The 26,945-nt window shown below is 64.9% G+C and carries 23 protein-coding genes; 4 read left to right on the plus strand and 19 right to left on the minus strand.

Features of this window, described 5'->3' with window-relative positions; all coding sequences use genetic code 11:
* Positions 1-1,198: 1,198 nt before the first annotated feature.
* From AC1RUR_RS10630 to AC1RUR_RS10640, 3 genes are all read right to left on the minus strand, one after another.
* A complete protein-coding gene (locus tag AC1RUR_RS10630) occupies positions 1,199-2,218 on the minus strand; it encodes an Hsp33 family molecular chaperone (protein ID WP_492843553.1) in 1,020 nt (339 codons plus the stop codon).
* A 231-nt stretch (positions 2,219-2,449) separates the two neighbouring features.
* A complete protein-coding gene (gene argF, locus AC1RUR_RS10635) occupies positions 2,450-3,385 on the minus strand; it encodes an ornithine carbamoyltransferase (protein WP_492843555.1) in 936 nt (311 codons plus the stop codon).
* Positions 3,385-4,593 (minus strand): aspartate aminotransferase family protein, encoded by a 1,209-nt coding sequence (locus tag AC1RUR_RS10640; protein ID WP_492843557.1) that lies wholly within the window; start codon positions 4,591-4,593, stop codon positions 3,385-3,387. The genes argF and AC1RUR_RS10640 overlap by 1 nt, the downstream gene beginning before the upstream one ends.
* A 454-nt stretch (positions 4,594-5,047) precedes the next feature.
* Here AC1RUR_RS10640 and AC1RUR_RS10645 point away from each other — a divergent pair, with 454 nt between their 5' ends.
* The gene (locus AC1RUR_RS10645) at positions 5,048-5,557 is read left to right on the plus strand and encodes a GcrA family cell cycle regulator (RefSeq protein WP_008143480.1); all 510 of its coding nucleotides are present in this window, start codon (positions 5,048-5,050) and stop codon (positions 5,555-5,557) included.
* Between the two features lie 219 nt (positions 5,558-5,776).
* Here AC1RUR_RS10645 and phoB read toward each other — a convergent pair whose 3' ends face one another.
* The 10 genes from phoB to AC1RUR_RS10695 all read right to left on the minus strand — a co-directional run bounded on the left by phoB (position 5,777) and on the right by AC1RUR_RS10695 (position 15,754).
* Positions 5,777-6,484, minus strand: coding sequence for a phosphate regulon transcriptional regulator PhoB (gene phoB, locus AC1RUR_RS10650; protein ID WP_008143479.1), 708 nt, complete (start codon positions 6,482-6,484; stop codon positions 5,777-5,779).
* A 22-nt stretch (positions 6,485-6,506) separates the two neighbouring features.
* Positions 6,507-7,223, minus strand: a complete 717-nt coding sequence (gene phoU / locus AC1RUR_RS10655) for a phosphate signaling complex protein PhoU (RefSeq protein ID WP_492843559.1) — start codon at positions 7,221-7,223, stop codon at positions 6,507-6,509.
* Positions 7,224-7,234: 11 nt separating this feature from the next.
* A complete protein-coding gene (pstB, locus tag AC1RUR_RS10660; RefSeq protein WP_492843561.1) occupies positions 7,235-8,056 on the minus strand; it encodes a phosphate ABC transporter ATP-binding protein PstB in 822 nt (273 codons plus the stop codon).
* A complete protein-coding gene (pstA, locus tag AC1RUR_RS10665) occupies positions 8,053-8,898 on the minus strand; it encodes a phosphate ABC transporter permease PstA (protein ID WP_492843563.1) in 846 nt (281 codons plus the stop codon). Before pstA ends, pstB begins: the two co-directional genes overlap by 4 nt.
* Before the next feature lie 4 nt (positions 8,899-8,902).
* Complete coding sequence (pstC, locus tag AC1RUR_RS10670) at positions 8,903-9,892, minus strand: phosphate ABC transporter permease subunit PstC (protein WP_492843900.1); 990 nt, start codon at positions 9,890-9,892, stop codon at positions 8,903-8,905.
* A 143-nt stretch (positions 9,893-10,035) separates the two neighbouring features.
* Positions 10,036-11,049, minus strand: a complete 1,014-nt coding sequence (gene pstS, locus AC1RUR_RS10675) for a phosphate ABC transporter substrate-binding protein PstS (RefSeq protein WP_492843565.1) — start codon at positions 11,047-11,049, stop codon at positions 10,036-10,038.
* A 144-nt stretch (positions 11,050-11,193) separates the two neighbouring features.
* On the minus strand, positions 11,194-12,492 hold the full coding sequence (locus AC1RUR_RS10680) for an ATP-binding protein (RefSeq protein ID WP_492843567.1): 1,299 nt from the start codon (positions 12,490-12,492) through the stop codon (positions 11,194-11,196).
* A gap of 56 nt (positions 12,493-12,548) precedes the next feature.
* Complete coding sequence (locus AC1RUR_RS10685) at positions 12,549-13,604, minus strand: lysylphosphatidylglycerol synthase domain-containing protein (RefSeq protein ID WP_492843569.1); 1,056 nt, start codon at positions 13,602-13,604, stop codon at positions 12,549-12,551.
* A gap of 450 nt (positions 13,605-14,054) precedes the next feature.
* A complete protein-coding gene (locus AC1RUR_RS10690) occupies positions 14,055-14,357 on the minus strand; it encodes a hypothetical protein (RefSeq protein WP_492843902.1) in 303 nt (100 codons plus the stop codon).
* A gap of 2 nt (positions 14,358-14,359) precedes the next feature.
* Positions 14,360-15,754, minus strand: coding sequence for an OmpA family protein (locus AC1RUR_RS10695; protein WP_492843571.1), 1,395 nt, complete (start codon positions 15,752-15,754; stop codon positions 14,360-14,362).
* Between the two features lie 165 nt (positions 15,755-15,919).
* Here AC1RUR_RS10695 and AC1RUR_RS10700 point away from each other — a divergent pair, with 165 nt between their 5' ends.
* Both AC1RUR_RS10700 and AC1RUR_RS10705 read left to right on the plus strand, forming a co-directional pair.
* On the plus strand, positions 15,920-16,978 hold the full coding sequence (locus AC1RUR_RS10700) for a polysaccharide deacetylase family protein (protein ID WP_492843573.1): 1,059 nt from the start codon (positions 15,920-15,922) through the stop codon (positions 16,976-16,978).
* A gap of 266 nt (positions 16,979-17,244) precedes the next feature.
* Positions 17,245-18,045 (plus strand): SDR family NAD(P)-dependent oxidoreductase, encoded by an 801-nt coding sequence (locus AC1RUR_RS10705; protein WP_492843575.1) that lies wholly within the window; start codon positions 17,245-17,247, stop codon positions 18,043-18,045.
* 234 nt (positions 18,046-18,279) lie between these two features.
* Here AC1RUR_RS10705 and AC1RUR_RS10710 read toward each other — a convergent pair whose 3' ends face one another.
* The 6 genes from AC1RUR_RS10710 to AC1RUR_RS10735 all read right to left on the minus strand — a co-directional run bounded on the left by AC1RUR_RS10710 (position 18,280) and on the right by AC1RUR_RS10735 (position 25,901).
* Entirely contained in the window at positions 18,280-19,269 is a 990-nt protein-coding gene (locus tag AC1RUR_RS10710) for an alpha/beta hydrolase (RefSeq protein WP_492843577.1), read from the minus strand.
* A gap of 130 nt (positions 19,270-19,399) precedes the next feature.
* Positions 19,400-20,851 carry a benzoyl-CoA 2,3-epoxidase subunit BoxB gene (gene boxB, locus AC1RUR_RS10715; RefSeq protein ID WP_492843579.1) on the minus strand — a complete coding sequence of 484 codons (1,452 nt, stop codon included), beginning with the start codon at positions 20,849-20,851 and terminating at the stop codon, positions 19,400-19,402.
* 117 nt (positions 20,852-20,968) lie between these two features.
* On the minus strand, positions 20,969-22,657 hold the full coding sequence (boxC, locus tag AC1RUR_RS10720; RefSeq protein ID WP_492843581.1) for a 2,3-epoxybenzoyl-CoA dihydrolase: 1,689 nt from the start codon (positions 22,655-22,657) through the stop codon (positions 20,969-20,971).
* Between the two features lie 108 nt (positions 22,658-22,765).
* A complete protein-coding gene (locus AC1RUR_RS10725) occupies positions 22,766-23,293 on the minus strand; it encodes a DUF309 domain-containing protein (RefSeq protein ID WP_492843583.1) in 528 nt (175 codons plus the stop codon).
* A gap of 18 nt (positions 23,294-23,311) precedes the next feature.
* On the minus strand, positions 23,312-24,130 hold the full coding sequence (locus AC1RUR_RS10730; protein WP_492843585.1) for an alpha/beta fold hydrolase: 819 nt from the start codon (positions 24,128-24,130) through the stop codon (positions 23,312-23,314).
* Positions 24,131-24,359: 229 nt separating this feature from the next.
* Positions 24,360-25,901 carry a benzoate-CoA ligase family protein gene (locus AC1RUR_RS10735; RefSeq protein WP_492843587.1) on the minus strand — a complete coding sequence of 514 codons (1,542 nt, stop codon included), beginning with the start codon at positions 25,899-25,901 and terminating at the stop codon, positions 24,360-24,362.
* Positions 25,902-26,023: 122 nt separating this feature from the next.
* Between AC1RUR_RS10735 and AC1RUR_RS10740 the strand changes: the two genes are divergently transcribed.
* Positions 26,024-26,932, plus strand: coding sequence for a helix-turn-helix transcriptional regulator (locus AC1RUR_RS10740; RefSeq protein WP_492843589.1), 909 nt, complete (start codon positions 26,024-26,026; stop codon positions 26,930-26,932).
* Positions 26,933-26,945 lie beyond the last annotated feature (13 nt).

The following is a 26,945-nucleotide window of genomic DNA, read 5'->3' on the forward strand; positions in this document are numbered from 1 at the left end:
CTATCCGATTGCGTGCAACGCGCTCCGCTGATCCCGTCATCCTGAGGTGCGAGGTATGGGACGCAATGCGTCCCATGGCGAGCCTCGAAGGATGAACGCCGAGGTGCAGCGGGGCCGTCGCCCTTCGAGGCTCGCCGAAGAGGCGAGCACCTCCAGCGACAACGGCTTCGCCGTTGCGCGGGGGTGACGGTGGGAGATGGGAGTTCGCTGCTTCAACACCGTCATTGCGAGCGCAGCGAAGCAATCCAGAATCCCTCCGCGGAAAGACTCTGGATTGCTTCGCTGCGCTCGCAATGACGGAATATGAGGCGACGGCATCGTTCTCCAAACACCATTGTCATTCCCCGCGAAGGCGGGGAATCCAGTACGCTGCGGCTTCTCGATGAATCATAGGCGCTTCGGAATACTGGATCGCCCGGTCAAGCCGGGCGATGACAGCGAGTGTATGGTTGCAGACACGCCTTCGCATCCTCGCGGCTGATTTCGCCCGAGCTTTGCCTGGTCACTCCACCCTCTTTAAGCCAAGAGGGCGCAGGGAAGGCCGGGTGCTGACCTCGCACCCGCGGTCCGCTGCGCGAAAATGTAGCGCAAAAGAACCGCACAGCAGCATACAGGTGGTGCCAATCACTCGGCCTTCCCTGCGCGATGGTCGGACGGCTTATGCCGTGCTCTCCCGGGAGCCGAACTTTCCTTCTGGCCTCCCTCGCCCCGCGGATTGACGATGCCGTCCGCCCGGTTGGGCTCGCGCACATCTCCGCGACAGGCATGACCGTAGCAACGACGGCCAGGACCACACGGTTTTGCCGTACGCGTTCAGCGTCGCTCGTCCGCACGTGGCCACGGGCTCACAGGGACTACCCGCCCTGCCCTTGACCTCTCGCGCACGACGCTGCCGCGTCCACCGCAACCCGGCTCGCATATCGTGACGACGTACGATCGCCCCTCAAGGATGAGCCGGGATGAGCGACACATACGACATTTCCGAATTTCGGTAAAGTGGAATCTTTTTGTGCGATGGGATTGACAGAGGGCGACACAGGCACGGTCCCGTAGGGTGGGCAAAGGCGCAAAGCGCCGTGCCCACGATCTGACTATGTGAACCGAGAGAGATCGTGGGCACGCTTCCGCCGTCGCTCTTCGAGCTATGGCGGACAAGTCGCTTTGCCCACCCTACGAGAGCTCGCCAAGCCTCTGCGAATTACGCGTCCTCGACGCCCGCCTCGTGCGGCGTGAAATGGTACACCGACGAGCAGAACTCGCAGGTGACGACGACCTTGTCGTCCTTGACCATCGCGGCACGGTCATCAGGCGAGAAGCTCTTGAGCATGGACGCGACAGCGTCGCGCGAGCAGGAGCATTGCGCTTTCAACGACAGCGGATTGAACACGCGCACGCCGCGTTCGTGGAAGAGACGGTAGAGCAGCCGCTCGCCGGACAGCTCGGGGTCGATCAGTTCGACGTCCTCGACGGTCTCGATCAGCGAGCGCGCCTCGACCCAGGCGTCGTCTTCGGCGACAGCGTGCACCTCGATGCCTTCGGGCGCATCGCCGGGATGCAGATCGGCCTGCCGCGCGCGCTCCGGCGCCTTCGGCAGGAATTGCATCAGCATGCCGCCGGCGCGCCAGCGATGCTTCCCGCCGTCGTTCGAGCGCCACTCCTCGCCGACCGCGAGGCGCACCTTGGTCGGGATCTGCTCGGAGCGCAGGAAATATTCGTGGGCGGCATCTTCCAGGCTGCCACCGTCGAGCGCGACCAGGCCCTGGTAGCGGCTCATGTCGGGGCCCTGGTCGATGGTCATGGCGAGATGGCCGTGGCCGAGCAGCGTGCCGGAGTCCATGCCAGATTTTTGGGCATCACCGAGGCGCTCGGCATCGAAGCGCGCATAGGCGCGCAGGCGATCGGGCGCCTGATAGTCCACCACCAGGAACGACACCGGACCGTCGGTCTGGGCCTGGAGGATGAAGCGGCCCTCGAATTTCAGCGCCGATCCGAGCAGCGTCGTCAGCACGATGGCCTCGCCGAGCAGCTTGCCCACAGGCGCAGGATAATCGTGCTTGGTCAGGATCTCGTCGAGCGCGGGCCCGAGCCGCACCAGGCGGCCGCGCACGTCGAGCGCGTCGACCTCGTAGGGCAGCACGGCGTCATCGATCGGAACCGCGGATGGTGCGCGAACCGGGCCTTCGGGCCCGGTTTTCATGTCAGGGGATTGGGAAACCATGGCCGTCTATCTGGGGTCGGTGGGTGGAAAATGGAAGGGGGCATTCTGTGAGCATCTATGATCGCAGAACGATGCCGCAAATTCGGTGTCGTCCCGGCGAAGGCCGGGACCCATAGCCACAAAACAACATTTGACGAAGACTGGTCGTCAGTCTTTCGCTGGTACTGATATCGCGTACCATCGATAGATCACGCAGTATGGGTCCCGGCCTTCGCCGGGACGACACTGACGTCACTTCACCGCGTCGAAACACCAGGCCAGAATGCCCTTCTGCGCGTGCAGGCGGTTTTCGGCCTCGTCGAACACCACCGATTGCGGGCCGTCGATCACCTCGTCGGTGACTTCCTCGCCGCGATGCGCCGGCAGGCAGTGCATGAACAACGCGTCGGGCTTGGCCAGCGACATCAGCTTGGCATTGACCTGGTAGGGCTTGAGCACGTTGTGGCGGTGCTCACCCTCCTTATCGCCCATCGACACCCAGGTGTCGGTGACGACGCAGTCGGCGCCCTTCACGGCGGCCTCGGGATCGGTGCCGAGCACGATCGGCGCGCCGGTCGTCTTGATGAAATCGCGCATCGCCTTTTTCGGCGCGAGCTCCGGAGGAGTCGCGACATTGAGCTGGAACTTGAAGCGCTCGGCGGCGTGCGCCCAGGAGGCGAGAACGTTGTTGTCGTCGCCGGTCCAGGCCACCGTCCGGCCCTCGATCGGGCCGCGATGCTCCTGATAGGTCATGAGGTCGGCCATCACCTGGCAGGGATGCGAGCGCCGCGTCAGGCCGTTGATGACCGGCACGGTCGCGTTGGCGGCAAGCTCGAGCAGCGCATCGTGATTGAGAATGCGGATCATGATGGCATCGACATAGCGCGACAGCACGCGCGCGGTGTCGGCGATGGTCTCGCCGCGACCGAGCTGCATCTCGGCGCCGGTGAGCATGATCGGCTCGCCGCCGAGCTGGCGCATGGCGACGTCGAACGAGACGCGGGTGCGCGTCGAGGGGCGCTCGAAGATCATCGCCAGCGTCTTGCCTTCGAGCGGCCTGACCGGCTGATGCGCCTTCTGCTTCGCCTTCATGGCGGTGGAGGCGTCGAGCATGCTCTTGAGCTCCGACAGCGGGAGCTCGTTGATGTCGAGGAAGTGCTTCGGTGCTTTATTGGGCGACTTGCTCATCAGCTTGCCGCCCGCTTGGTCTGACTGGACGAAATCGCGGCGCAGGCACGCTCTAACCGCCCGACGCTGTCCTCGATCTCGGCTTCGGTGACGATCAAAGGTGGCAGGAAACGCACGACGTTGTCGCCGGCGCCGACCGTGAGCAGTTTCTGGTCGCGCAGTGCCGCGACGAGATCGCCTGATGGTACGACGGCCTTGATGCCGATCAGGAGGCCCTCGCCGCGCACCTCGCTGACAACGTCGGGGTGACGGTCGATCACGGAGGCGAGCTTCTGCTTGAGGAGCAGCGACATCTTCTGGACGTGATCGAAGAAGCCGGGCTTGAGCATGACGTCGAGCACAGCATTGGCCGCGGAGATCGCGAGCGGATTGCCGCCGAAGGTCGAGCCGTGCGAGCCGGGGCCCATGCCGGAAGCCGCATCCGCGGTCGCCAGTATCGCGCCGATCGGGAAGCCGCCGCCGAGCGCCTTGGCCAGCGACATCACGTCAGGTGTGACGCCGGTGCGGCGATGCGCGAACAGATCGCCAGTGCGGCCCATGCCGGTCTGCACCTCGTCGAACGCGAGCAGCAGGCCCTTCTCGTCGCAGAGCTGGCGCAACGCCCTGAGGAAGGCGGGCGTTGCCGAACGCACGCCGCCCTCACCCTGGATCGGCTCGATCAGGATGCCCGCGGTCTGCGGGCCGATCGCCTTCTTCACGGCCTCGAGGTCGCCATGCGGGACCTGGTCGAAACCGTCCATCGGCGGGCCGAAACCTTCGAGATATTTTGCAGATCCCGTCGCGGCCAGCGTCGCCAGCGTACGACCGTGGAAGGCGCCTTCGAAGGTGATGATGCGGTAGCGTTCCGGATGCCCCTTCGAGAAGTGATGATGGCGGACCAGCTTGATCACACCCTCCAGCGCTTCGGCGCCGGAATTGCAGAAGAACACGAAGTCCGCAAAGCTCTCGTTGCACAGGCGCACGGCGAGCTTTTCGCCGTCCGGACTCTGGAACAGGTTCGACATGTGCCAGAGCTTGGTCGCCTGCTCCTGCAGGGCCTTGACCAGCACGGGATGGGCATGGCCGAGCGCGTTCACCGCCACGCCCGAGGTGAAATCGAGATAACGATCGCCATTGGTTGCAATCAGCCAGCACCCCTCGCCGCGCTCGAAACCGAGGTCGGCCCTGGCGAAAACGGGGAGCAAATGCGGCGCTGCGCTGTTCGTCATGACGGTCACTTGATGTTGCGGACGGCATGAGCGTGCATTGCGCAACGCACCCTGACCGGCCCGGAAAACGAAACGTGCCGCCTTTTAAGGGCGGCACGCGTCACTATCTTATGCCGGGTAGAACGGGTGTCAATGCCGCCCGAAAGCCTCGCGAAACGCTGAATCCGTAGTCTTGCGGTGCCGAATTTGCGGGGTTTTGGCCACGGAACATGTGGAAGCGAGTCGGCGGACTCTTGCGCGTGAGTCACGCCATATTGTAGCGTTTGGCTTGTCAGATACGACATCTCGTGCAGCGGTTCTGATCCTCTAAGTCCTCATGTACCGGCGTAGACGTTCGGGCGTTATCGGCGCGCCCGGCGAGCCTTAAGGGATTCTGACGGCACGGGTTTTTCGAGGCTTAGGCATTCGCCGCGAGGCGCCAGGATGGCAGCCGCACGGCGAGGGAAAGGGTGCAATGACGGTTTTGACCTGGTCCGACGATCGCGTCGAGCAGTTGAAAAAGCTCTGGGAGGCCGGATTATCGGCCAGCCAGATCGCAGCAGAGCTCGGCAATGTGACCCGCAACGCCGTGATCGGAAAGGTGCACAGGCTCGGCCTGTCCGGCCGCGCCAAGAGCCCCTCATCGGCGGCTCCCCGGCCGCGCAAGGCGCGTCCCGCACAGCACATGATGCGGGTGAGCCGCCCGATCGCACGCGGCAACACCGCGCTGGCGCAGGCCTTCGAGGTCGAGGTGGAGGCCGAACCGGTCACCTACGACAACGTGGTGCCGATGAGCCAGCGGCTGTCGCTGCTGGAATTGAACGAGGCGACCTGCCACTGGCCGGTCGGCGATCCCTCGAGCCCGGACTTCTTCTTCTGCGGCGGCAAGGCGCTCTCAGGCCTGCCCTACTGCGCCCAGCACTCGCGCGTGGCGTATCAACCGGCGGCGGACCGCCGGCGGGCGCCGGCGAAGCCCTCGCGGTGAGTTTGAGCTGAGATCAAGTGACGGCCGTCCCGCAATGGCGGCCCTGCAAACTCGATGTCGTCCCGGCGAAGGCCGGGACCCATAAACACCGAGTTCAATGGCTGAGCAAAAGGCCAACTCCGCGTCTTCGCCAAACCACGTTCGGTGGGTATGGGTCCCGGCCTTCGCCGGGACGACATGGAGAGTGCGGTTGCGGCCCGCTAAATCAACTCGCAAACCTTACGTCTGCTCCGCCTTCGCGAAACGGTCGTCCAGCGCGTAACCCGCGCCGCGCACCGTGCGGATCGGGTCCTGCTCGCGGCCGAGATTGAGCAGCTTGCGCAGACGGCCGATGTGAACGTCGACGGTGCGCTCGTCGATATAGATGTCGCGGCCCCAGACGCTGTCGAGCAGCTGCTCGCGCGAGAACACGCGGCCGGGATGCTCCAGGAAGAACTCCAGCAGGCGATATTCGGTCGGGCCGAGATCGATCGGCCGGCCGGAGCGCGCGACGCGACGCTTGTCGCGGTCGAGCTCGATGTCGCCATAGGCGAGCACCGTGGCGAGCCGCTCCGGGCTTGCGCGCCGCAAGAGGCCCTTCACGCGCGCCAGCAGCTCGGGCACCGAGAACGGCTTGACGATGTAATCGTCGGCACCGGTCGCAAGACCCCGCACCCGCTCGCTCTCCTCGCCGCGCGCGGTGAGCATGATGATCGGGAGCTGCTTGGTCTCGGGCCGGGTGCGCAGCCGCCGGCACAGCTCGATGCCCGACAGGCCCGGCAGCATCCAGTCCAGCACGATCAGATCGGGGATGTGCTCCTTGAGGCGGGTGTCGGCGTCGTCGCCGCGCATCACCGTCTCGACGTCATAGCCGTCGCCTTCGAGGTTGTAGCGGAGAAGCTCGGTGAGAGCTTCCTCGTCCTCAACCACCATAATGCGTGCGCCCATGGTGTCGTCGCTCCTTGCGTCTTCAGGTATTCGGGACCGTCGTGGCGAAGGTCGTCATGTCGCCCTTCGGCCGCTTGTCGGTGATCGCCTGGCCCTCGATCATGTAGAACACGGTCTCGGCGATGTTGGTGGCGTGGTCGCCGATCCGCTCGATGTTCTTGGCGCAGAACATCAGATGGATGCAGAACGAGATGTTGCGCGGATCCTCCATCATGTAGGTGAGGAGCTCGCGGAACAGCGAGGTGCAGATGGCGTCGACTTCCTCGTCGCCCTTCCACACCGCCATCGCCGCCGGCAGATCGTGCGCGGCATAGGCGTCCAGCACCGACTTGACCTGCTGCTGCACGAGGTCGGTCATGTGCTCCAGGCCGCGGAACAGCTTGAGCGGATGGAAGTCCGTCTCCAGCGCCGCGACGCGCTTGCCCATGTTCTTGGCGAGGTCGCCGATGCGCTCGAGATCGGTCGCAACGCGCATGGCGCCGACGATCTCGCGCAGATCGACCGCCATCGGCTGGCGGCGGGCGATGGTGAGCACGGCGCGCTCCTCGATGCGCTTCTGCAGCGCGTCGAGCTCGGTGTCGGTGGCGACGACGCGCTGGCCGAGCGGGACGTCGCGGCGGATCAGCGCGTCGACGGAATCGACGATCATGCGCTCGGCAATCCCGCCCATCTCGGCGACCAGCCGGGTGAGTTCCTGGAGGTCGGTGTCGAAGGCCTTTGCGGTATGTTCAGAACCCATGTCCCGTCTCCTCAGCCGAACCGGCCGGTGATGTAATCCTGCGTGCGCCGATCGCTCGGCGACGTGAAGATCTTGCTGGTGTCGTCGAACTCGATCAGCTCGCCGAGATACATGAAGGCAGTCTTGTCGGAGACGCGGGCCGCCTGCTGCATGTTGTGGGTGACGATCGCGATCGTGTAGTTCTCGGACAGTTCCTGGATCAGCTCCTCGACCTTGGCGGTCGAGATCGGGTCGAGCGCCGAGCAGGGCTCGTCGAACAGGATCACTTCAGGCCGCACCGCCACGGTACGGGCGATGCAGAGACGCTGCTGCTGGCCGCCGGAGAGCGACAGGCCGGAGGCGTTGAGCTTGTCCTTGACCTCGTTCCACAGCGCGCCGCCGCGCAGCGCCTTCTCGACGCGACCGTCCATCTCGGACTTCGAGATCTTCTCATAGAGGCGGATGCCGAAGGCGATGTTCTCGTAGATCGTCATCGGGAACGGCGTCGGCTTCTGGAACACCATGCCGACGCGGGCGCGCAGCAGGTTGAGGTCGAGCTTGCCGTCGAGGATGTTGGTCTGGTCGAGCATCAGCTGGCCGGTGGCGCGCTGGCCCGGATAGAGGTCGTACATCCGGTTGAAGATGCGCAGCAGGGTCGACTTGCCGCAGCCGGACGGGCCGATGAACGCGGTGACGCGGTTGGTGCCGAGCGTCAGGTTGATGTTCTTCAGCGCGTGGTGCTCGCCGTAATAGAAGTTGAGGTTGCGCACCGTCACCTTGGCGGGGGCCTCGGGCAATACCGCTGCCTGCGGCAAACCACCAGCCGCGCTCATCGATACGGAAAGCTCACTCATTTTGCGGTCCTCTCGGCGCCAAGGATGCGCGCGCCAATGTTCAGGGCAAGCACGGTAATCGTGATCAGCAGCGCGCCGCTCCAGGCGAGCTGCTTCCAATAGGCATAGGGGCTCTGGACGAAGTTGTTGATGGTGACCGGCAGGTTCGCCATCGTCTTGTTCAGGCCGAGGCTGAAGAACTGGTTCGACAGCGCGGTGAAGAGCAGCGGCGCGGTCTCGCCGGCGACGCGGGCGGTCGCGAGCAGCACGCCGGTGATGAGACCCGATCGGGCAGCACGATAGGCGATGCGCTTGATCACCAGCGAGCGCGGCAGGCCGAGCGCGGAGGCCGCCTCGCGCAGCGCGTTCGGCACCAGCAGCAGCATGTCCTCGGTGGTGCGCAGCACCACCGGAATGACGATGACGGCGAGTGCGAGCGAGCCTGCGATCGCCGAAAAGCCGCGCATCGGCACCACCACTGCGCCGTAGATGAACAGGCCGATGATGATCGAGGGCGCCGAGAGCAGGATGTCGTTGATGAAGCGGATCACCGAGGTCAGCTTGTCGTTGCGGCCGTACTCGGCGAGATAGGTGCCGGCGAACAGGCCGAGCGGCGCGCCGATGCCGACGCCGAGCACGGTCATGATCATCGAACCGACGATGGCGTTGCGCAGGCCGCCTTCGGTCGAGCCCGGCGGCGGCGTGTCCGCGACGAAGAGCTCCAGGTTCAGGCCGGCGATGCCGTTGTAGAGCAGCGTGATCAGGATCAGCGCAAGCCAGGTGACGCCGAAGGCGGCGGCGGCCATGCAGAGTCCACGGATGACGAAGTCCTTGCGGCGACGGCGTGCATAGATCGGGTTCATGGCGCTAGTTCCCCGCCTTCTTTTCCAGCCGCATCAGCATCAGCCGCGCTGCCGCGAGCACGAAGAACGTCAGCACGAACAGCAAGAGGCCGAGCAGAATCAGGCCGGACTGGTGCAGGCCGTCGCTCTCGGCGAATTCGGATGCGATCGCCGCCGAGATCGTGGTGCCCGGCGCGAAGATCGAGGAGGAGATCCGGAACGAGTTGCCGATAATGAAGGTCACCGCCATGGTCTCGCCGAGCGCGCGACCCAGCGCCAGCATGACGCCGCCGATGACGCCGACGCGGGTGTAGGGGATGACCACGCTGCGGACGACTTCCCAGGTGGTGCAGCCGACGCCGTAGGCGGCTTCCTTCAGCACCGGCGGCACCGTCTTGAACACGTCGACCGAGATCGAGGTGATGAAGGGCAGCACCATGATGGCGAGGATCAGCGCGGCGTTGAAGAGGCTCAGATAGGACGGGGGACCCGCGAAGATCGCGCCCAGCACAGGAACGCCGTCGAAAATCTTGATCATGAGGGGCTGGAACGTGTTGGCCAGGAACGGCCCCAGCACGAAGAAGCCCCACATGCCGTAGATGATCGAGGGAATGCCGGCGAGCAGCTCGATCGCCATGCCGATCGGACGGCGCAGCCATTGCGGACAGAGCTCGGTGAGAAAGATCGCAATGCCGAGACCCACGGGAATGGCGATCAGCATCGCGATGAAGGAGGTGACGAGCGTGCCGTACATCGGTCCGAGCGCGCCGAGCACGGGCGGATCCGCCGACGGCGCCCAGCGCTGCGTCCACAGGAAGGTGAGGCCGTATTCCTTGATCGCCGGGAAGGCGCCGACGATCAGCGAAATGATGATGCCGCCGAGGATCAGCAGCACCGAGATCGCGGAGAGCCGCGTGATCCAGTAGAAGGTGACGTCGCCGAGCTTGAACGCGCTCAAGGCCTTGGCGCGATCATACGGTCCGGCGTCGTCGATTACATCGCTCTGAACGGCCATCTCTGCCACGCCGATCCCCTGTACCCGTTTTATATACGCTTGCTGTCGGTCTTGTTGTTGGTCTTGCGCCCCGGATGCGGCGCGATGGCCGATCCGGAGCGGAGGTCTTGTGACATCCCGGCGCCAGTCCGGGACAGAAGCGCTTAGCTCTTGATCTCGGCAGCCCAGGTCTTCTCGATCAGGGTCACGACGCCTTCGGGCATCGGGATGTAGTCGAGCTCTTCGGCCGCCTTGCCGCCGTTCTTGAAGGCCCAGCGGAAGAACTTGATGGCTTCCTGCGAGGCCGCCTTGTCGGTGGCATCCTTGTGCATGAGGATGAAGGTCGCCGCCGTGATCGGCCAGGACTTCTCGCCGGGCTGGTCGGTCAGGATGACGTAGTAGCCGGGCGCCTTGGCCCAGTCGGCGTTGGAGGCGGCCGCCTGGAAGGCTTCGACGGTCGGCTGCACCGGCTTGCCGGCCTTGTTGACGAGACCAGCGTAGGTCAGCTTGTTCTGCTTGGCGTAGGCGTACTCGACATAGCCGATCGAGTTCTTGGTCTGGCCGATGTTGCCGGAGACGCCCTCGTTGCCCTTGGCGCCGACACCGACCGGCCACTCGACGGCGGTGCCCTCGCCGACCTTGCTCTTCCAGTCCGCGCTGGCCTTGGAGAGATAGTTGGTGAAGTTGAAGGTGGTGCCCGAACCGTCGGAGCGGCGGACCACGGTGATCGCGTCCGAGGGCAGCTTCAGGTTCGGATTGAGCTTCTTGATCGCGGCATCGTCCCACTTGGTGATCTTGCCGAGATAGATGCTGGCCAGCGTCTCGCCGTCGAACACCATCTCGCCCGGCTTCACGCCCTCGATGTTGACGACCGGAACGATGGCGCCCATCACCATCGGCCACTGGACGAGGCCGTCCTTCTCGAGCTGCTCGGCCTTGAGCGGGGCATCGCTGGCGCCGAAGGTCACGGTTTTGGCCTGGATCTGCTTGATGCCGCCGCCGGAACCGATCGACTGGTAGTTCAGGCCGTTGCCGGTCTCCTTCTTGTAGGCGTCAGCCCACTTGGAATAGATCGGGAACGGGAACGTCGCGCCGGCGCCGGTGATATCGGCAGCAAAGGCCGCCGTCGTCGATGCGGCGACCAAGCCGGCAGCGACGATCGTTTTGATGAAATTCATGCTGGTCTCCATACAGGGGAGCGAAGCGCCATCAGCGCCCGATCGCGCTCCCCGTGCCGCCCCTTTAGGAGCGGTCGGCTGTGCTTTTACGAAGGTTTCGTGACAGTCGGATGACATACTCAAGCCATTGAAAACGCTTGAGTTTTACGCTGCCACCGCAGGCCTGATCTGGGGAAAACAGGCGGTGAAAGTGGCGCCCTGCTTGGGCACGCTTTCGATCAAAAGCCGGCCGCGATGCCGGTTAAGAATATGTTTCACCAGCGATAATCCGAGCCCGGTCCCGCCCTGCAGGCGGCTGTCGCCGACGTCGACCCGGTAGAACCGCTCGGTCAGCCGCGGCAGGTGCTCGGGCGCGATGCCGGGACCGAAATCCCGGACCATGACCCGGATTTCCTGAGTTCCGTCAGGGGCCGCGCTGGGGGCCAGTGACACGATGACGCGTCCGCCCGAGGCGCCGTATTTGAGCGCGTTCTCGATCAGATTCTCGAACAGGCGGAGCAGCTCCTCGCGGTCGCCCGCGATCAGTACCGGCGGTTCCGGCAGATGGATCTCAACCTCGACCTGGCGCTCGCGCGCCAGCGGCTCGAGCCCGTCGGCGACCTGACGGATGATCGGCAGCAAATCGACCAGGGTGTCGGGCCGCACATGGGCCGACAGCTCGACCCGCGACAGCGAGAGCAGATCGTCGATCAGGCGCGCCATGCGGGTGGCCTGGTTGTGCATGATGCCGAGGAAGCGCTCGCGCGCCTTGGGGTCGTCCTTGGCCTGGCCCTGGAGCGTGTCGATGAAACCCGACAGCGCGGCGAGCGGCGTGCGCAGCTCGTGGCTGGCATTGGCGACGAAGTCGGCGCGCATCTCCTCGACCCGGCGCAGCGGCGTCTGGTCATGGAAGGTCATCAGCATGCATTTGTCGGCGCCGCCGAAGCTGGTCGGCACCGGCACCGGCGTGATGATCAGTTCCATCCAGCGGTCGACCGGGACGTGGTCGAGATAGGTCGCGCGCCGCGGCTCGGTGGTCGCGATCGACTCGCGCAGCGCGGTGATGATCTCCGGCGAGCGCAGCGCGAACTGGGCGAGCTCGTTCCTGCGCAGCGCAGGCGCGAGCTGGGCGGCGGCCGCGTTGAGATGGATGACGCGGCCGGCGCGGTCGAGCAGCACCGCCGGATCCGGCATGCCGGCGACGACCGCGGCCACCGCGGCGCTCTCGACCGGGTTGATGCGCCCGACATCATCGCGCGAGGCGGCAGGATCGTGCAGCCGCCAGGGGATCAGCGCCGCGGCGGCGATGCAGACGAACACGGCAATGGCGTGCAGCGCCGACAATTCGCCGAGCGAGACCACGACCGACAGCGCCAGCGCCGCGGCGATCAGGATGATCGTCGAGTGCCGCAGCCGGTCGGACCAGGGCTGCACGGCGGGAGAAGAAGGGGCGTCGATCGCCATCGGGCGGGCTTCTCCTAAGGGCTTGGCCTGACGCCTTGTCCTGAGACTTGGCGCCGTCAGGCGCCGCTGTCGCTGCGCTCTCTCACATAGACGGCTTCAGGCGCCGGGCCGGGGTCGAGCTTGCGCGCCGCCTGCTGCAAACGCTTCGATCGGGCACCGATGATAACTTCGCGAAACGTCAGCAAGATTACAGATATGACGAACGGGGACAGATAATAGAGCACGCGGAACAGGAGCATGCCGCCGAGGAGTTCCTCGCGGTCCATCTGCCAGAGGCCGACCAGCATGGCGGCGTCGAACACCCCGAGACCTCCGGGCGAGTGGCTGGCAAAGCCGAGCAGGGTGGCCGAAACGAAGATCACCGCGACCACGACAAAGCCCAGATTGGGCTCGTCCGGAACCAGCACGTACATCGCGAGCGCGCAGAAGCCGAGGTCGATGATGCCGATCGCGATCTGGAGCAGCGTCAGCGGGCCGCCCGGCAGCACCACGGTCCAGGGCCCGCGGCCGACCACACGCGGCTGGGTCCAGACCCAGACCACATAGCCGACCAGCGCCACGATGATCATCAGCGCCAACGTCCGGTTCAGCCAGGGCGGAAGCATGTCGATCGAGGCCGCGGCTTCCGGATGGTAGGAGATACCGAGGCCGAGCACCGCGGCATTGCCGAGCCAGAAGGTCAGGCCGGCGAGGAAGCAGATCTTCGCGACGTCGATCGCGTTCAGCCCATAGGCCGAATAGATGCGGTAGCGCACCGCGCCGCCGGTGAAGACGCTGGCGCCGACATTGTGGCCGATCGAATAGGAGGTGAAGGCGGCGAGCGCGTTGATGCGGTAGGGCACGTGGGCGTGGCCGATCGCGCGCACGGCGAACAGGTCGTAGAAGGTCAGCGTGAAATAGCCCGCGGCCACGAACAGCGCCGCCATCGCAATCTGGCTCGGCTCGGTGCTCTTGATCGCCTCGATCACCTCGTTCATGTCGATGCCGCGCAGCATGTGGTAGAGCACATAGCAAGCGATGCCGATGACCGCGACGCTGATCACAACTCCAAGCTTATGCAGGATTTGCTTCTGGCGCAGCAACGTCATCGCCCTGCGTATGGCTTCCAGCATCTAGACCTCGAATAACGCTTCAGCGGCCAGGACGGCCGGCGAACAGGCGGACGACGCACAGGCACTCAACGAATCCTCGCCGCCGGCTCCGGCATCGCGCATGCCCCCTGCCCCTCCACTAGCGCGTTTTGGGGCGGAGTGGAATTCGCCAATTCGAACAAAAACTCGTGCCTTCAATGTTTTAGGCAGGTTGCAGGCTCCTGATGCACGGTTTGGCGCTTTCGGCGGCAAGGCTGACGCGAATCTCCATGGCAATCCTGCGCAGGCGCCGTGAAGTTTTGATGATTTCGGCCGCACAATGTTCCGTCACGCCTTAAGCCGAAATCAATCTATGGTCCGCGCCCGCCCGTTGAAAGAGGGGCGAACCGGCCGTTGTGCACGGATTTTCCGATGTCCCGAAAGGCCCCTGCAGCAGGCCCCGCGCCCCAATGGTCAGGGTGCATGGCAACATCACCGGGCGGCCGGCGGCGCGGTGCGCGAGACCACCCGGTCGCGCAGCCAGGCACCGATGGTGCAGCCGACCAGGTAGCAGGCGAACATGATGAGGCCGAGGTCGAGCCAGTAGCCGAAGCGACCGGGGACCACATGCGCCACGGAGGCCGCGACCAGCGCCACGGCGAGCACGGCAAGCCAGCGCGCGGTCACTTTCGAAGTGCCGTTGCCGCGCTGGACCACCGAGATCCACCCCATGCAAAAGCCCAGCAGCAGCGAGCCGATCAACCAACCCATGTGAAACGAGACCAGATAGGGCATCATCACCTCACCAGAAATTCGATGCGGCGGTTCTGCGCCTTGCCGTCGTCGCTGTCGTTGCCGGCGACAGGCTGCGTGCTGCCGTAGCCGACCGCGGTGAAGCGGCTGGCGGGCAGGCCGGCCTTGACCAGATAATCGATCACCGCCTGCGCGCGCTTCTCCGAGAGGGCCTGGTTGAAGGAATCCTCGCCGTCGGAATCGGTGTGCCCGGCGACCTCGATATTGGTGGTGGGGCAGCGCAGCCCGGTCTCGATGAGATGATCGAGAATGCCGGCGGAATCCGGATCGATGTCGGCGCGCTTGGTTGCGAAGCGGATCTTGCCCTTGGTCAGAAGCTCGGAAAACAATTGCTGGCAGACGGTGCCGTCGACCGGGCCTGCCGCAGGCTTCACCGTGATTTCCGGCTTGTACTGCCAGTTTTTCGGAAAGTCCTTGCCAAGGCCTGCGCGGATGTCGTTGGCGGCGCCCTCATAAAGCGCATCGCCCGACAGCTTCACCTCGCGATCGGACACGACGAGCGTGCCGGTCGACAGCCGCGACAACGCCCCGAGCGCCGCGACCACAGCGGGATTGAAGGCGCCGGGGGCGCCAACGCTGGCCTTGAGATTGTCGACGACCTTCTCGTTGAAGAATTTTCGCGAGGCGCTGGTTGCGATCGCCGCATGGACATTGTTGTCGGGAACATAGCCGGTCAGCGTCACGGTCGCGGCCACCGGGTCCTTGTAGGCCTGGAAGATGTAGGGCGGCGCCTTGATGTCGTTGGCGGCGATCGAGAACCCTTCCGGCAAATTCTTCAGCGCAGCCGCAATCGCCTCGCGACCGCCGAGGTCGCGCGCCATGCCCGACAGATTGACCTTGGTGTCGGAGATCGTGATCTTGCCGTCCTTGAGCTTGCCGATCTGGTCGAGCAGCAGCATCGCGGCAGCCTCGAAGCGCGGCGGCGCGCCGCGCGCCAGACCCATCTGATCGGCCACCTCGACGCCGCCGACCTCCTTGCGCGCCGCCTCGGTCAGACGGGCCTTCATCGACGGCAGGGGCGCGGAGCCCGACAGCGTCACCCTCACCACGTCACGCTCGGCGTTCCAGACGAAGGGTTTTGCCTCGGCCACGAGGCGGGTCCGGTCGTCGACCAGGCGCACGCCGGGGACGATCTCGACCGCCATTACGGCGTCGCGGCGCCCTTCCTCGGAAAAGGCGTCCGCGGCCAGGCTGACGTCGCGGCCGTCCACCGCGATCCGGGTCTTGTCCAGAACGGTATCCTTAAGCGCCGCCGAGCTGCGGGCGGACAGGTCCGCCTCGACCGGCAAGGTGTTATTCCAGGCCGCAAATCCCCACATGACGGCCAGGGGGATGAGCCCTGGCCACCATTTGCTGGCCCACCTGAAAAGCTTCTGCATTCGACGACCCGAACTCTGGAACCGGAGACAAAACAAACCCTTGGCAGGCTGTCAAACCGGAAATGGGGCCCTTCCAAGGACCACGCGTGAACAATTGGAATAACTTTTTCTTCAAGGGTGTCACCCTAAGTTGAGGGCGGAATGCCAGGGGTCGGCCAGCCGGTCATGAAACAACTCCGTAACAACGTCATCCGCGCCGGGCTGGGAGCACTCTATTTCAGCGGGGCGCACCACCTGTTGCGCCCGCTTTTGTCGGGCGTCGGCGCCATTTTCATGCTGCATCACGTGCGGCCGGCCCGCGAGGTCGCGTTCCAGCCGAACCGGCATCTCGAAGTGACCCCGGACTTCCTGCGCGCGACACTGTCCCACCTGCGCTCGCGCGACATCGACATCGTCAGCATGGACGAGCTGCATGAGCGGCTGGTGCAGGGCCGGTTCACCCGCCGCTTCGCCGCCTTCACGCTCGACGACGGCTACCGCGATAATCTGGACTACGCACTGCCGGTGCTGCGCGAATTTGACGCGCCCTCGGCGGTCTATGTCGCCAGTGATTTCGCCGAGGGCACCGGACGGCTGTGGTGGACGGCGCTGGAAGCGGTGATCGCCGGGGCCGAGCAGATCGACGTCACAATCGGCAATTCCGCGCTGCGGCTCGATGCGACCACGCCTGCCGCAAAACAGGCGGCGTTCGACCGCCTGCACGACTGGCTGCGCGCGCTGCCGGGCGAGCATGATCTGGCGCGCGAGATCGCGGCGCTCTGCACCAGGCATGGTGTCGACATGGAAGCGCTGTGCCGCAGCCTCTGCCTGTCCTGGGACGGGGTGAAGCAGCTGGCCGCAGACCCGCTGGTCACGATCGGCGCGCACTCCATCAGCCATTGCAATCTCGCCAGGCAAAGCGAGGAGATCGCCGCGCAGGAGATGGCGGTGAGCCGCACGCGGATCGAACAGGCGCTGCAGCGCCCCGTGCTGCACTTTGCCTATCCCTATGGCGACCGCGAGGCCGCCGGCATGCGCGAATTCGCACTCGCCGCGTCCGCCGGCTTCAAGACCGCGGTGACGACGCGGCCCGGCATGCTGTTCGCCGAGAACGCCGGCCACATGACCGCGCTGCCGCGCGTCTCGCTCAACGGCAATTACCAGGACGCGCGGATCCTGCCGGTGCTGACCTCGGGCGCCGCGACTGCGATGTGGAACGGCTTTCGCCGGATTGCGGCGGCCTGAGCCTCGCCCCCGCCGTCGTCCCGGCGCAGGCCGGGACCCATACCGCGAGGTCTTCCTGTTGCAGTTGGTCGCGGTACCGAACGACTAATCTTCGCCAAACTGCTCCCTGTGATTATGGGTCCCGGCCTGCGCCGAGACGACACCGAGGGGATTGCCCCGCTATCGCGCCACAATCTCATCGTCTGCGACTCACTTCGCCCGGATGACGACGCGATTGACTCCCCTCCCCTCCCCGCCCAAAACGTCACAAACCAAGGGGAGGCACCATGTTCAACGATCTGTTCTCGCTCAAAGGCCGCGTCGCGCTCGTGACTGGCGGCTCGCGCGGCATCGGCAAGATGATCGCGGCGGGCTTCCTCAGCGCTGGCGCGGCGAAGGTCTACATCACCGCGCGCAAGGCCGGGCCGTGCGAGGCGACGGCGAAAGAACTCACCGCGCAATATGACGGCGAGTGCATCGCGCTGCCGATCGACATCTCGACCGTCGAAGGCTGCGACAGGCTCGCCGGCGAAATCGTCAAGCTGGAGCCGAAGCTCGACATCCTCGTCAACAACGCGGGTGCGGCCTGGGGCGCCGAGTTCGACGAATTCCCCGAAAGCGGCTGGGACAAGGTGATGGACCTCAACGTCAAGTCGCTGTTCTTCCTGACCAAGGCGCTGGCGAAACCGCTGCGCGCGGCTGCAAGCGCAGACCGTCCGGCGAAAGTGATCAACATCGCCTCGGTCGACGGCATCTTCGTCAATCCGAGCGAGACCTATTCCTACGCCGCCAGCAAGGCCGCCGTGATCCACCTGACGCGGCGCATGGCGACCAAGCTGGTCAAGGACAACATCAACGTCACCGCGATTGCGCCGGGCGCCTTCAAGTCCGACATGAACCGCGCCGCGCGCGACCACGCGGACGACGTCGCAAAGCGCATTCCGGCGCGGCGGATCGGAACCGACGAGGACATGGCGGGCGTGGCGATCTATCTCGCCTCTCGTGCCGGCGATTACGTGGTCGGCAACACCATCGCGGTGGATGGCGGCGTGGTCTACGCCAACGCCGGGCTGGAGATTGCAGGTTAGGCTACGCGGTTTAAGGCGGCGCTCTCGCCTCGCACTCAGCAGTCATGCCCCGGCCCGACCGGGGCACCCAGTACGCCGCGGCGTCTCGATTTATCTCAACTGTCTCTGGAATACTGGATCACCCGCTTTCGCGGGTGATGACACCATTCGTGTTGTGCGAGCGTGCCTCTGACGCTTACGACCCGGTCTTCACGTCTATAGAAAATCGCCGGGCCTGTTGCCGCTGAAGACCGGTCACGACACAGCTTCTTTCAGCCATCGCGCGACGCGCCGTGGCCCCTCTTCGCTGGTGACGAGCTGGAAGTGATCTATCGCCGGGATGACCTCGACGCTCGCACGCGGCAGGGGCTCGAAAACCGTGCGATAGCCCTCCGAGCGGAAGATCGAGTCCCGCTCCGCCGCCAGCACCAGCACCGGACAACCGATGCGACGGATATCGCCGCGCCAGTCCGGCCGCGGCGTGACCGATGCGAACAGCCGCCAGCTGTAGAGCGGGGTCTCGGTACCGTCTCGCGCGGCGGGCGGCACTGCGAAACGCAGCACGGGCAGTCCATCAAAGATATGGATGCCGAACCGCTGCAACATTTCGATCCCGGCAAACCTGGGAACGAATGGCGTCGCCCAACCACCTGAATTCGGGCGGGCTGCGGGTGACCTGCGATGGATATAGGGCGCGATCAGCACCATCCCATCGGGCTTGGGCTTCTCCTGACCCGCTGCATAGCGGATGGCGAGGCCGGCCCCAATCGAATGGCCCCCGAGCAGAAAGCGGCCGGACGAATTTTGTGCCCGCAGCACTGCGATCAGATCGGCAATGTCCTGCTCCTGGCGATCGACCGCCTCGACGTCGCCGCGACGTCCCGGCTCGGAGCCATGACCGCGCATGTCCGGTGTGACGACCGTCAGTCCGGTCAAAGCGACCAGGGCATTGGCAAGGCGCGCCAGATAGCGGCCGTCGCTGCTCGATCCGTGCAGGAAAACCAGAACGTCGCTACCCGCACCGGGATAGACCCGATACAAGCGAACTGCGCCGTCTCGCGCGGCGAAGTGGCGAGGCGCAGCCGGCTCCGCGAGCTCGCCGCCGGCGACAAGGCTATCCAGCTCGCGCGTCGCCGTGCCCGGCGCAGCCGACGGCGCCGGCGTAGGCCACGCGATCAAGACCATTGCAATCGCAAGATAGACGGCGATCGAGATCAGCGCGATTTCGACGACAAGAGGCCACATACGCAATGCTCCAGCGGGACCGCTGGAGCATTGCTATACGGACGAGGCCGTCAGGTCATTGAGGCCGATCAAGCGCGCGGCGACCCATCGGGCGCCACGCACTCGTTCATTGCCGCGTCAACGAAGCCGATTACGACTCGATCTTCACGTATTCGAAATCACCGGGCTTGTTGTCGATGCCGACTTTCGGCGGCGCGATCCAGGAGGCGAATTTGCCGGTCTCGGTGACGGGCTGCATCAAGGACGTGATGAAGTCGCCGTCGGCCGTCGAGGGCAGCCATTCGTCCTTGCGCTTTGCCCAGGTGGCATCGTCGATCAGGAGGCCGTCGGGCGTGGCGTGCACGTCCTTGAACTCGCCGATGTGGCGGTGGAAGGCGACGTTGGGCAGGGTCAGCTTGAAGTCGTAGCCCGCGGTCGAGATCACCTTGTTCCAGCGCAGCATGCCCTTGACGCAATCCTGGCTGTAATCGTCGCGCAGGCGCATGTTGAGCGCGGTGAGCGCCGGCTCGTCGACCAGCTTGATCTCGCCGTTGATGAACTTGAGCACCGGATAGGTGGCGTTCTTGAGCTGGTGGTCGTCGTCGATCTGGGTCTCGTGATAGCGGCCCTTGATGCCGGTGTTGAAGGCGTTGGCCGCGTTGGTCGAGACTTCCGAGCCGAACAGATCGAGCGACAGCGTGTAGTGCAGGTTCAGCTTCTTCTGGATGGTCGGCAAGTCGATCACGCCGAGCGCGCGGACTTTTGCGATATCGGTAGGATCGGTGATGCCGGCTTCGCGCATCGCGTCACAGGTGCGCTGCACGACGCGGGTAATCCCGGTCTCGCCGACGAACATGTGGTGCGCTTCTTCCGTCAGCATGAAGCGGCAGGTGCGCGACAAGGGATCGAAGCCCGACTGCGCGAGGCTGTGCAGCTGCATCTTGCCGTCGCGGTCGGTGAAGTAGGTGAACATGAAGAAGGACAGCCAGTCCGGCGTCGCCTCGTTGAAGGCGCCGAGCATGCGCGGCGAATCTGCGTCACCGGAGCGGCGGCGCAACAAATCGTCGGCCTCTTCACGACCATCGCGACCAAAGTACTTCTGCAACAGGTAGACCATCGCCCAGAGATGGCGGCCTTCCTCGACATTGACCTGGAACAGGTTGCGCATGTCGTAGAGCGAGGGCGCGGTCTTGCCGAGATGGCGCTGCTGCTCGACGGAGGCGGGCTCGGTGTCGCCCTGGATCACGATCAGGCGGCGCAGCATGGCGCGATATTCGCCGGGGACTTCCTGCCAGGCAGGCTCGCCGAAATGCTCGCCGAAGGGAACGACGCGGTTTTCTTCCTGGGGAGCAAGGAGAATGCCCCAGCGATAGTCGGGCATGCGGACATAGTCGAACTTGGCCCAGCCGCGCGGATCGACCGAATAGGCGGTGCGCAAATAGACCAGCGATTCCTGGAAGCCTTCCGGCCCCATGTCGCTCCACCAGTCCATGTAGCCGGGATGCCAGCCTTCCAGCGCTTTGAGCACCTGGCGGTCTTCGGCGAGATTGACGTTGTTCGGAATCTTGGTCGAATAGTCGACGTTCATGATGTTCATGTTCATGGTGGACCTCCCGTGTGAGACTGGATGAGGTGATCGTTGTCGTCGAAGTCCGGGCTGGCGAATGGCGAGTAGCGAATGGACATCCCTATTCGCTATTCGCCACTCACCATTCGCCCTCTAAACCCGCGTCATATCGAATTTCGGTTTCTGGCCGCTGCCGTAGCGGCGCAGTGCGCCTTCCTCGCCGACCGCATTCGGGCGCTGGAAGATCCAGTTCTGCCACGCGGTGAGGCGCGAGAAGATCTTTGATTCCATCGTCTCCGGGCCGACGAAGCGCAGGCTCGCTTCCATGCCGGTGAGGCTGTCGGGCGAGAAGCTGGCGCGCTCCTCCAGGAACACGCGGACCTCGTCATCCCAGTCGATGTCGTCGAGCGCGAAGGTGACGAGGCCGAGCTCCTCGGCCTGCTCGGCGTCGAGGCTGGTGCCGAGCGTGGCTTCGGCGCGCTCCACATCGGACGGATCGGCCTGGAAACGCGACTCGAGTCGCGTCAGGCCATGGCTCATCGGATACGGGCCAAAGTTCATCGCCGACAGTTCGATCGACGGCGGCGGGCGGTTATCGCCCTGGCGGGTGCCGATCAGCATGTAGGACCGGTCGGCGGCGAACACGAGCTCGGCGAGCGTGCCGGCAAAGCAGGAACCGGGCTCGACCAGCGTCACCAGCGTGCGCGAGGTGACGTCGATGCGCTTGAGCACGCGCTTCCAGTAATGCCTGATCTCGTTGACCAGCCAGTGCGCCTTGTTGGCCTCGAGGAAGGTGTCGGATGCGAGCACATGGGCGCGGTCGCCGTGGCTCTTGAACACCAGCATGGCGATCTCGAGCTCGTTGATGCGCAGGTGAAGGATGGCATCGTCGAGCTCGCGCGCCACTTGCAGCGGCCAGAACGCGGCACCCTGCGCCATCATGCCGTCGATGTCAGCGGGCGGCGCGGCTTCAGGGGCCTTGATCGAGATGGTGGCGATACGCGCGGCACGGTCGATATCGACGGTGACGAAGCCGTAGCGGATGCTGGTCTCGTCGATCACGCGCTTGAGCGGCGTCAGCGCAATGCCCTTGCCGCTGCCGGCGCGCTTGGAGGCGCCCGCGAATTCCCTGGCGCGCTCGGTGACCTTGGTTTCCAGCTTCGAATTCGGCGCGATCTCGTCGACGAGGCGCCACTGCACGGCGCGCTTGCCCTTCACGCCTTCCTCGATGGTGCAGAAGAAATCGGCGTGATCGCGGCGCACCTTGCGCTTGTCGACGACGCGGGTGAGGCCACCGGTGCCCGGCAGCACCGCGAGCAGCGGCACTTCGGGCAAGGCGACGGCCGAGGCGCCGTCGTCGGCGAGAATGATGTGGTCGGTCGCGAGCGCCAGCTCATAGCCACCGCCGGCAGCCGAGCCGTTCACGACGGTGATAAAACGCTGGCCGGAATTCTCGGACGAATCCTCCATGCCGTTGCGGGTCTCGTTGGTGAACTTGCAGAAGTTCACCTTGTGGGCATGGGTGGAGCCCGCGAGCATGCGGATGTTGGCGCCGGCGCAGAACACGCGGTTCTTGGCCGAGCGCATCACCACGACCTTCACCTCGGGATGCTCGAAGCGGAGGCGCTGGACCACGTCCGCAAGCTCGATGTCGACGCCGAGGTCGTAGGAATTCAGCTTGAGCAGGTAGCCCTCGAACAGGCCGCCATTCTCGTCGACGTCCATGGTCAGCGTCGCGACGTCGCCATCGACCGCGAGCTTCCAATGCTTGTAGCGGGACGGTTCAGTCTGAAAATCGATGAATGTCGCGCCGCCTGCGAGGCGCCGATCTTCCCCGGCCATGGGCCACCCTTGGGTTCGTTTTGGTTTTACCGTTAGATGCACAATAGTGCATATTTTAGAGCACGTCTAGTCCTTAAAGGTCAATACATGCACTTTGTTTCATGACAGCTATGGGGAGCGCACGATAGAGCCGAGCGCGATCCAATCGGCCTTGGAGAGCTGGGGACGGCCGAGCTTGGCCTCGAGCAAGGCTGTCAGCGCTGGAATGGGGAAGCTCTCGACAAAGCCGTCGCCGGCGGCGGCTGCCTTGCGGGAGCTCAGCGAGCGCAGCTCCACCAGCGCATCGCCGAACAATCGCGCAGCCGAATGCGACTTCTGCATGCGCAGCCGCAAATTCGCATTGGCGATGAGGATGCAGGCGCGCAGCAGAATGCGCTCGCGACCGTTTTGGGGAGCTGCGGCCCACACCGCCTCCAGCACCTCCTGCGCTTCCCAGAAATAGCCACGGTCGTTGAGCGCGAGCCCGTAGCGCAGCGCCGGATGGCGCGCCGGCACATGGCCGCGAAAGGCCGAGGGCACCAGCGCCTTGGCCATGTCGAGCGTGACGTAGTCGGCGTCGGCTTCGGCGGCATCGCCCGGCACATAGGCCCATTGCGGCCAAGGCAGCGGGCCGCTCACGTTTGGCGGCACACTCACAGATGTGCCTCCGCAGGATCATGCGGCGCGCCCCTGGAGTCCCTGATCGTCGCGCAGGGCCGCCTTTGCAAATTGCTCAATCGCGTCAAGCGTCGCCCCCGGCGCTTCACGATGCGGGGAATGTCCCGCGCCTGAAATGACTTTCAAATCTACCGGACAATAACACTCTTCCTGCGCGATCTCGACCTGACGCAGTGTCCCATATTGGTCGTCCACACCCTGCAGGACCATGACGGGTACGCGGATATAGGCGAGGTATTCGGAGATGTCCCAGTCACGGAACTTCGGATCGAGCCAGGCGCCGTTCCAGCCGTAGAAGGCGTTGTCGACGTCCTTGTGCCAGCGCGCCAGCTTGCCCTTGAGATCGGTGGTCTCGAAGGCGGTCTTGATCGCGGCAATGGATGTCACCGAGATGTCCTCGACGATGAAATGCGGCGCGATCAGCACGAGGCCTTGCAGCCGGTGATCCTGATGCGCCCCGGCATAGATCGTCGCGATCGAGGCGCCGTCGGAATGGCCGAGCAGCAGGCCCCGCTTGAAGGGTATCGCATCGAGAATCTTCGGCAGCACGTCCAGCGCCTCGCGCTGCATGTAATCGAGCGGCCGCGGCAGCGCGACCGGGCTCGACTGCCCGTAACCCGCACGCGAATAGACGAAGATGCCGGCGCCGGTCGCCTCTCGAAGCTTTTCCGGAAGGTCGCCCCAAAGACCGACCGAGCCGAGGCCTTCGTGCAGCATGACGATGGTCGGTGCGTCCGCAGATTGCGGCGCAAGCCATTTGTATTCGAGGCTGGCGCCATCGATGCTGAGGAAGCCGGTGGGGGTGAGGTTGATCATGTTCGAATTCCCATTCCTAGCCAATGCCGAGATGCCCACCCTCCCCTGGAGGGGGAGGGTCGATTCACAGCGAGCGTAGCGAGATGCGTGACGGGGTGGGGTGACAGCCCCTCAGCGGATGCGGTGCCCGTGTGGAGAGATCACCCCACCCCGTCACGCATCTCGCTACGCTCGATCGCGTGCCGACCCTCCCCCTCCAGGGGAGGGTAAGCAAGCGCAGTCCGCTCACTCAATTCGTCCCGTCCCGCAGCTTGAATCGCTGGATCTTTCCCGTCGCGGTCTTCGGCAGGGAGTCCACCACGTCGATCCAGCGCGGATATTTCCATGGGCCGATCTTCTGCTTGACGTGCTCCTTCAGCATCTCCTGCAAGTCCGTCGTCTTCACGCCCGGACGCAGCACGACGAAGGCCTTCGGCTTCAACAGGCCCTCCGGATCGGCTTCGGGCACGACGGCGGCTTCCAGCACCGCCGGATGCGTGATCAGCGCACTCTCGACCTCGAAGGGCGAGACCCAGATGCCGGAGACCTTGAACATGTCATCGGCGCGGCCGCAGAAAGTATAGCGACCATCGGTATCGCGGACATATTTGTCGCCGGTGCGGGTCCATGGGCCCTCGAAGGTGCGGCGGCTCTTGTGGCGCTGGTTCCAGTAGCCTTCGCCGGCCGAAGGCGCGTCGACCAGGAGCTCGCCGACCTCGCCATCGGCGACGTCCTGGCCTGCTTCGTTGACGAGCCGCACCGCATAGCCCGGCACCGGCTTGCCGGACGAGCCGTATTTGATGTCGCCGGGCGCGTTCGACAGGAAGATGTGCAAGAGCTCGGTCGATCCGACGCCGTCGAGGATGTCGACGCCGAAGCGCGCCTTCCAGCTGTTGCCGACGGATTCCGGCAGCGCCTCGCCCGCGGAGGTGCAGATGCGCAGGGACTTGCCGCCGCGCTCGCTCTTCATCGTCTCGTCGTTGAGCATCGCCGCGAACAGCGTCGGCACGCCGTAGAAGATCGAGGGATTGTAGCGGTTCATCAGGTCGAACATGCGCGCCGGCGTCGGCCGCTCGCTGTTCAGCACGACCGTTGCGCCCACCGACATCGGGAAGGTCAGCGCATTGCCGAGGCCATAGGCGAAGAACAGCTTTGCAGCGGAGAGACAGACGTCGCTCTCGCGAATGCCGAGCACCTGCTTTGCGTAGGTGTCGGCGGTGGCCTGCAAATTCGAATGCAGATGACGCACGCCCTTGGGCATGCCGGTCGAGCCTGACGAATAGAGCCAGAATGCCGGCTCGTCCGGATGTGTCGCGGCTGTCGTGAATTGGTCGCTCTCATCGGCGATCTCTTCCGCAAGCTGCTTGTGACCATTCTGCTTGGCGCCGGAGACCACGACATGCTCGAGGTCAGGCATGCGGCCGACGACGTCCTTGATGACGGGGTAGAGCGCTTCGGAGACGAACAGCACGCGAGCGCGGCAGTCGGCGAGGATGTAGGCATATTGATCCGCGGTCAGCAGCGTGTTGAGCGGCACCGGCACGATGCCGGCGCGGATCGCACCCAGGAACAGAAGCGGGAAATCGACCGTGTCCAGCATGATCATCGCCACGCGTTCCTCGCGGCGGACGCCGAGACGGCGCAGCATGTTGGCGGCGCGCCGGCTCTCGCGCTGGAGCTCGCCATAGGTGAGCCGCGAGACGGTGTCGTCGAAAGCCAGCTTCCCGCCGCGGCCCGCCTCGACGTTACGGTCGAGCAGCCAGGTCACCGCGTTGTAGGATCCCTCGCTCACGGTCGTCTCCCCCGATTTTAGAATTATAATTCATAGAAAGACACTGCGGCGGCTTGCTGTCAATGCCAGCAGGCATTATGTTTCATTAAAACGCGCCGCAGGACCTCCTGTAAAGAAGGCTCATGACCGACAGTCCCGACGCCGAATCCCGCTTCCTCGAACAACTCGGCCAGCGCGTGCGGACCATGCGCGCATTACGCGGCATGTCGCGCAAAGTGCTCGCCAAGGTATCAGGAATTTCGGAGCGCTACATCGCGCAGCTCGAAAGCGGCAAGGGCAATGTCTCGATCGTGTTGTTGCGCCGCGTCTCCGACGCAATGGGCGCGCATCTCGAAGATTTGCTGCCCTCGGCCGATCCGACGCCGGACTGGCAGATGTTTCGCGATCTGCTGCGCAAGGCGACGCCGGCGCAGATCGCGCAGGCCAAGGACCTGCTCGCCGGCGGCAGCGCATCCGCGCCGCGCCGCGCGCCGTTCTGCGGCATCGCGCTGATCGGCCTGCGCGGCGCCGGCAAATCCACGCTTGGCAAGATTTTGGCGAAGAAAGTCGGCTGGAGCTTCGTCGAGCTCAACAAGGAGGTCGAGCAGCAGAACGGGCTCTCGGTCGCCGAGATCATCGCGCTGTACGGCCAGGAGGGCTTTCGCCGCATGGAGCAGGCGGCGCTGCAACAGCTGCTCGCGCGCAACGAGCTGATGGTGCTGGCGACCGGCGGCGGTATCGTCTCGGAGCCGCTGACCTTCGACCAGATCCTGTCGTCGTTCTACACGATCTGGCTGAAGGCCGAGCCCGAGGAGCACATGGCGCGCGTCCGTCGCCAGGGCGATCTGCGTCCGATGGCGGATGATCGTTCCGCGATGGCCGAGCTGCGCAACATCCTGCTGAGCCGCGAGCCGCTGTATGCGCGCGCAACGGCCGTGGTGGATACGGCAGGGCTGAGCGTGGACGCCGCCGCCGCGCGCCTGATCGACGCGGTGCGCCCGGTGCTCCAGAACGAAGCGCGGAGCTTTGGGCTGCGGGGCGTGGCGCTGTAATCCTCGCTGCATC

It is taken from the genome of Bradyrhizobium sp. GW821-FHT12B03 (assembly GCF_058807535.1).

Bases quoted from the DNA above. Each gene is read 5' to 3' on its own strand.
- AC1RUR_RS10630 (WP_492843553.1), bottom strand. From the start codon at position 2,218: ATGGTTTCCCAATCCCCTGACATGAAAACCGGGCCCGAAGGCCCGGTT.
- argF (WP_492843555.1), bottom strand. From the start codon at position 3,385: ATGAGCAAGTCGCCCAATAAAGCACCGAAGCACTTCCTCGACATCAAC.
- AC1RUR_RS10640 (WP_492843557.1), bottom strand. From the start codon at position 4,593: ATGACGAACAGCGCAGCGCCGCATTTGCTCCCCGTTTTCGCCAGGGCC.
- AC1RUR_RS10645 (WP_008143480.1), top strand. From the start codon at position 5,048: ATGACGGTTTTGACCTGGTCCGACGATCGCGTCGAGCAGTTGAAAAAG.
- phoB (WP_008143479.1), bottom strand. From the start codon at position 6,484: ATGGGCGCACGCATTATGGTGGTTGAGGACGAGGAAGCTCTCACCGAG.
- phoU (WP_492843559.1), bottom strand. From the start codon at position 7,223: ATGGGTTCTGAACATACCGCAAAGGCCTTCGACACCGACCTCCAGGAA.
- pstB (WP_492843561.1), bottom strand. From the start codon at position 8,056: ATGAGTGAGCTTTCCGTATCGATGAGCGCGGCTGGTGGTTTGCCGCAG.
- pstA (WP_492843563.1), bottom strand. From the start codon at position 8,898: ATGAACCCGATCTATGCACGCCGTCGCCGCAAGGACTTCGTCATCCGT.
- pstC (WP_492843900.1), bottom strand. From the start codon at position 9,892: ATGGCCGTTCAGAGCGATGTAATCGACGACGCCGGACCGTATGATCGC.
- pstS (WP_492843565.1), bottom strand. From the start codon at position 11,049: ATGAATTTCATCAAAACGATCGTCGCTGCCGGCTTGGTCGCCGCATCG.
- AC1RUR_RS10680 (WP_492843567.1), bottom strand. From the start codon at position 12,492: ATGGCGATCGACGCCCCTTCTTCTCCCGCCGTGCAGCCCTGGTCCGAC.
- AC1RUR_RS10685 (WP_492843569.1), bottom strand. From the start codon at position 13,604: ATGCTGGAAGCCATACGCAGGGCGATGACGTTGCTGCGCCAGAAGCAA.
- AC1RUR_RS10690 (WP_492843902.1), bottom strand. From the start codon at position 14,357: ATGCCCTATCTGGTCTCGTTTCACATGGGTTGGTTGATCGGCTCGCTG.
- AC1RUR_RS10695 (WP_492843571.1), bottom strand. From the start codon at position 15,754: ATGCAGAAGCTTTTCAGGTGGGCCAGCAAATGGTGGCCAGGGCTCATC.
- AC1RUR_RS10700 (WP_492843573.1), top strand. From the start codon at position 15,920: ATGAAACAACTCCGTAACAACGTCATCCGCGCCGGGCTGGGAGCACTC.
- AC1RUR_RS10705 (WP_492843575.1), top strand. From the start codon at position 17,245: ATGTTCAACGATCTGTTCTCGCTCAAAGGCCGCGTCGCGCTCGTGACT.
- AC1RUR_RS10710 (WP_492843577.1), bottom strand. From the start codon at position 19,269: ATGTGGCCTCTTGTCGTCGAAATCGCGCTGATCTCGATCGCCGTCTAT.
- boxB (WP_492843579.1), bottom strand. From the start codon at position 20,851: ATGAACATGAACATCATGAACGTCGACTATTCGACCAAGATTCCGAAC.
- boxC (WP_492843581.1), bottom strand. From the start codon at position 22,657: ATGGCCGGGGAAGATCGGCGCCTCGCAGGCGGCGCGACATTCATCGAT.
- AC1RUR_RS10730 (WP_492843585.1), bottom strand. From the start codon at position 24,130: ATGATCAACCTCACCCCCACCGGCTTCCTCAGCATCGATGGCGCCAGC.
- AC1RUR_RS10740 (WP_492843589.1), top strand. From the start codon at position 26,024: ATGACCGACAGTCCCGACGCCGAATCCCGCTTCCTCGAACAACTCGGC.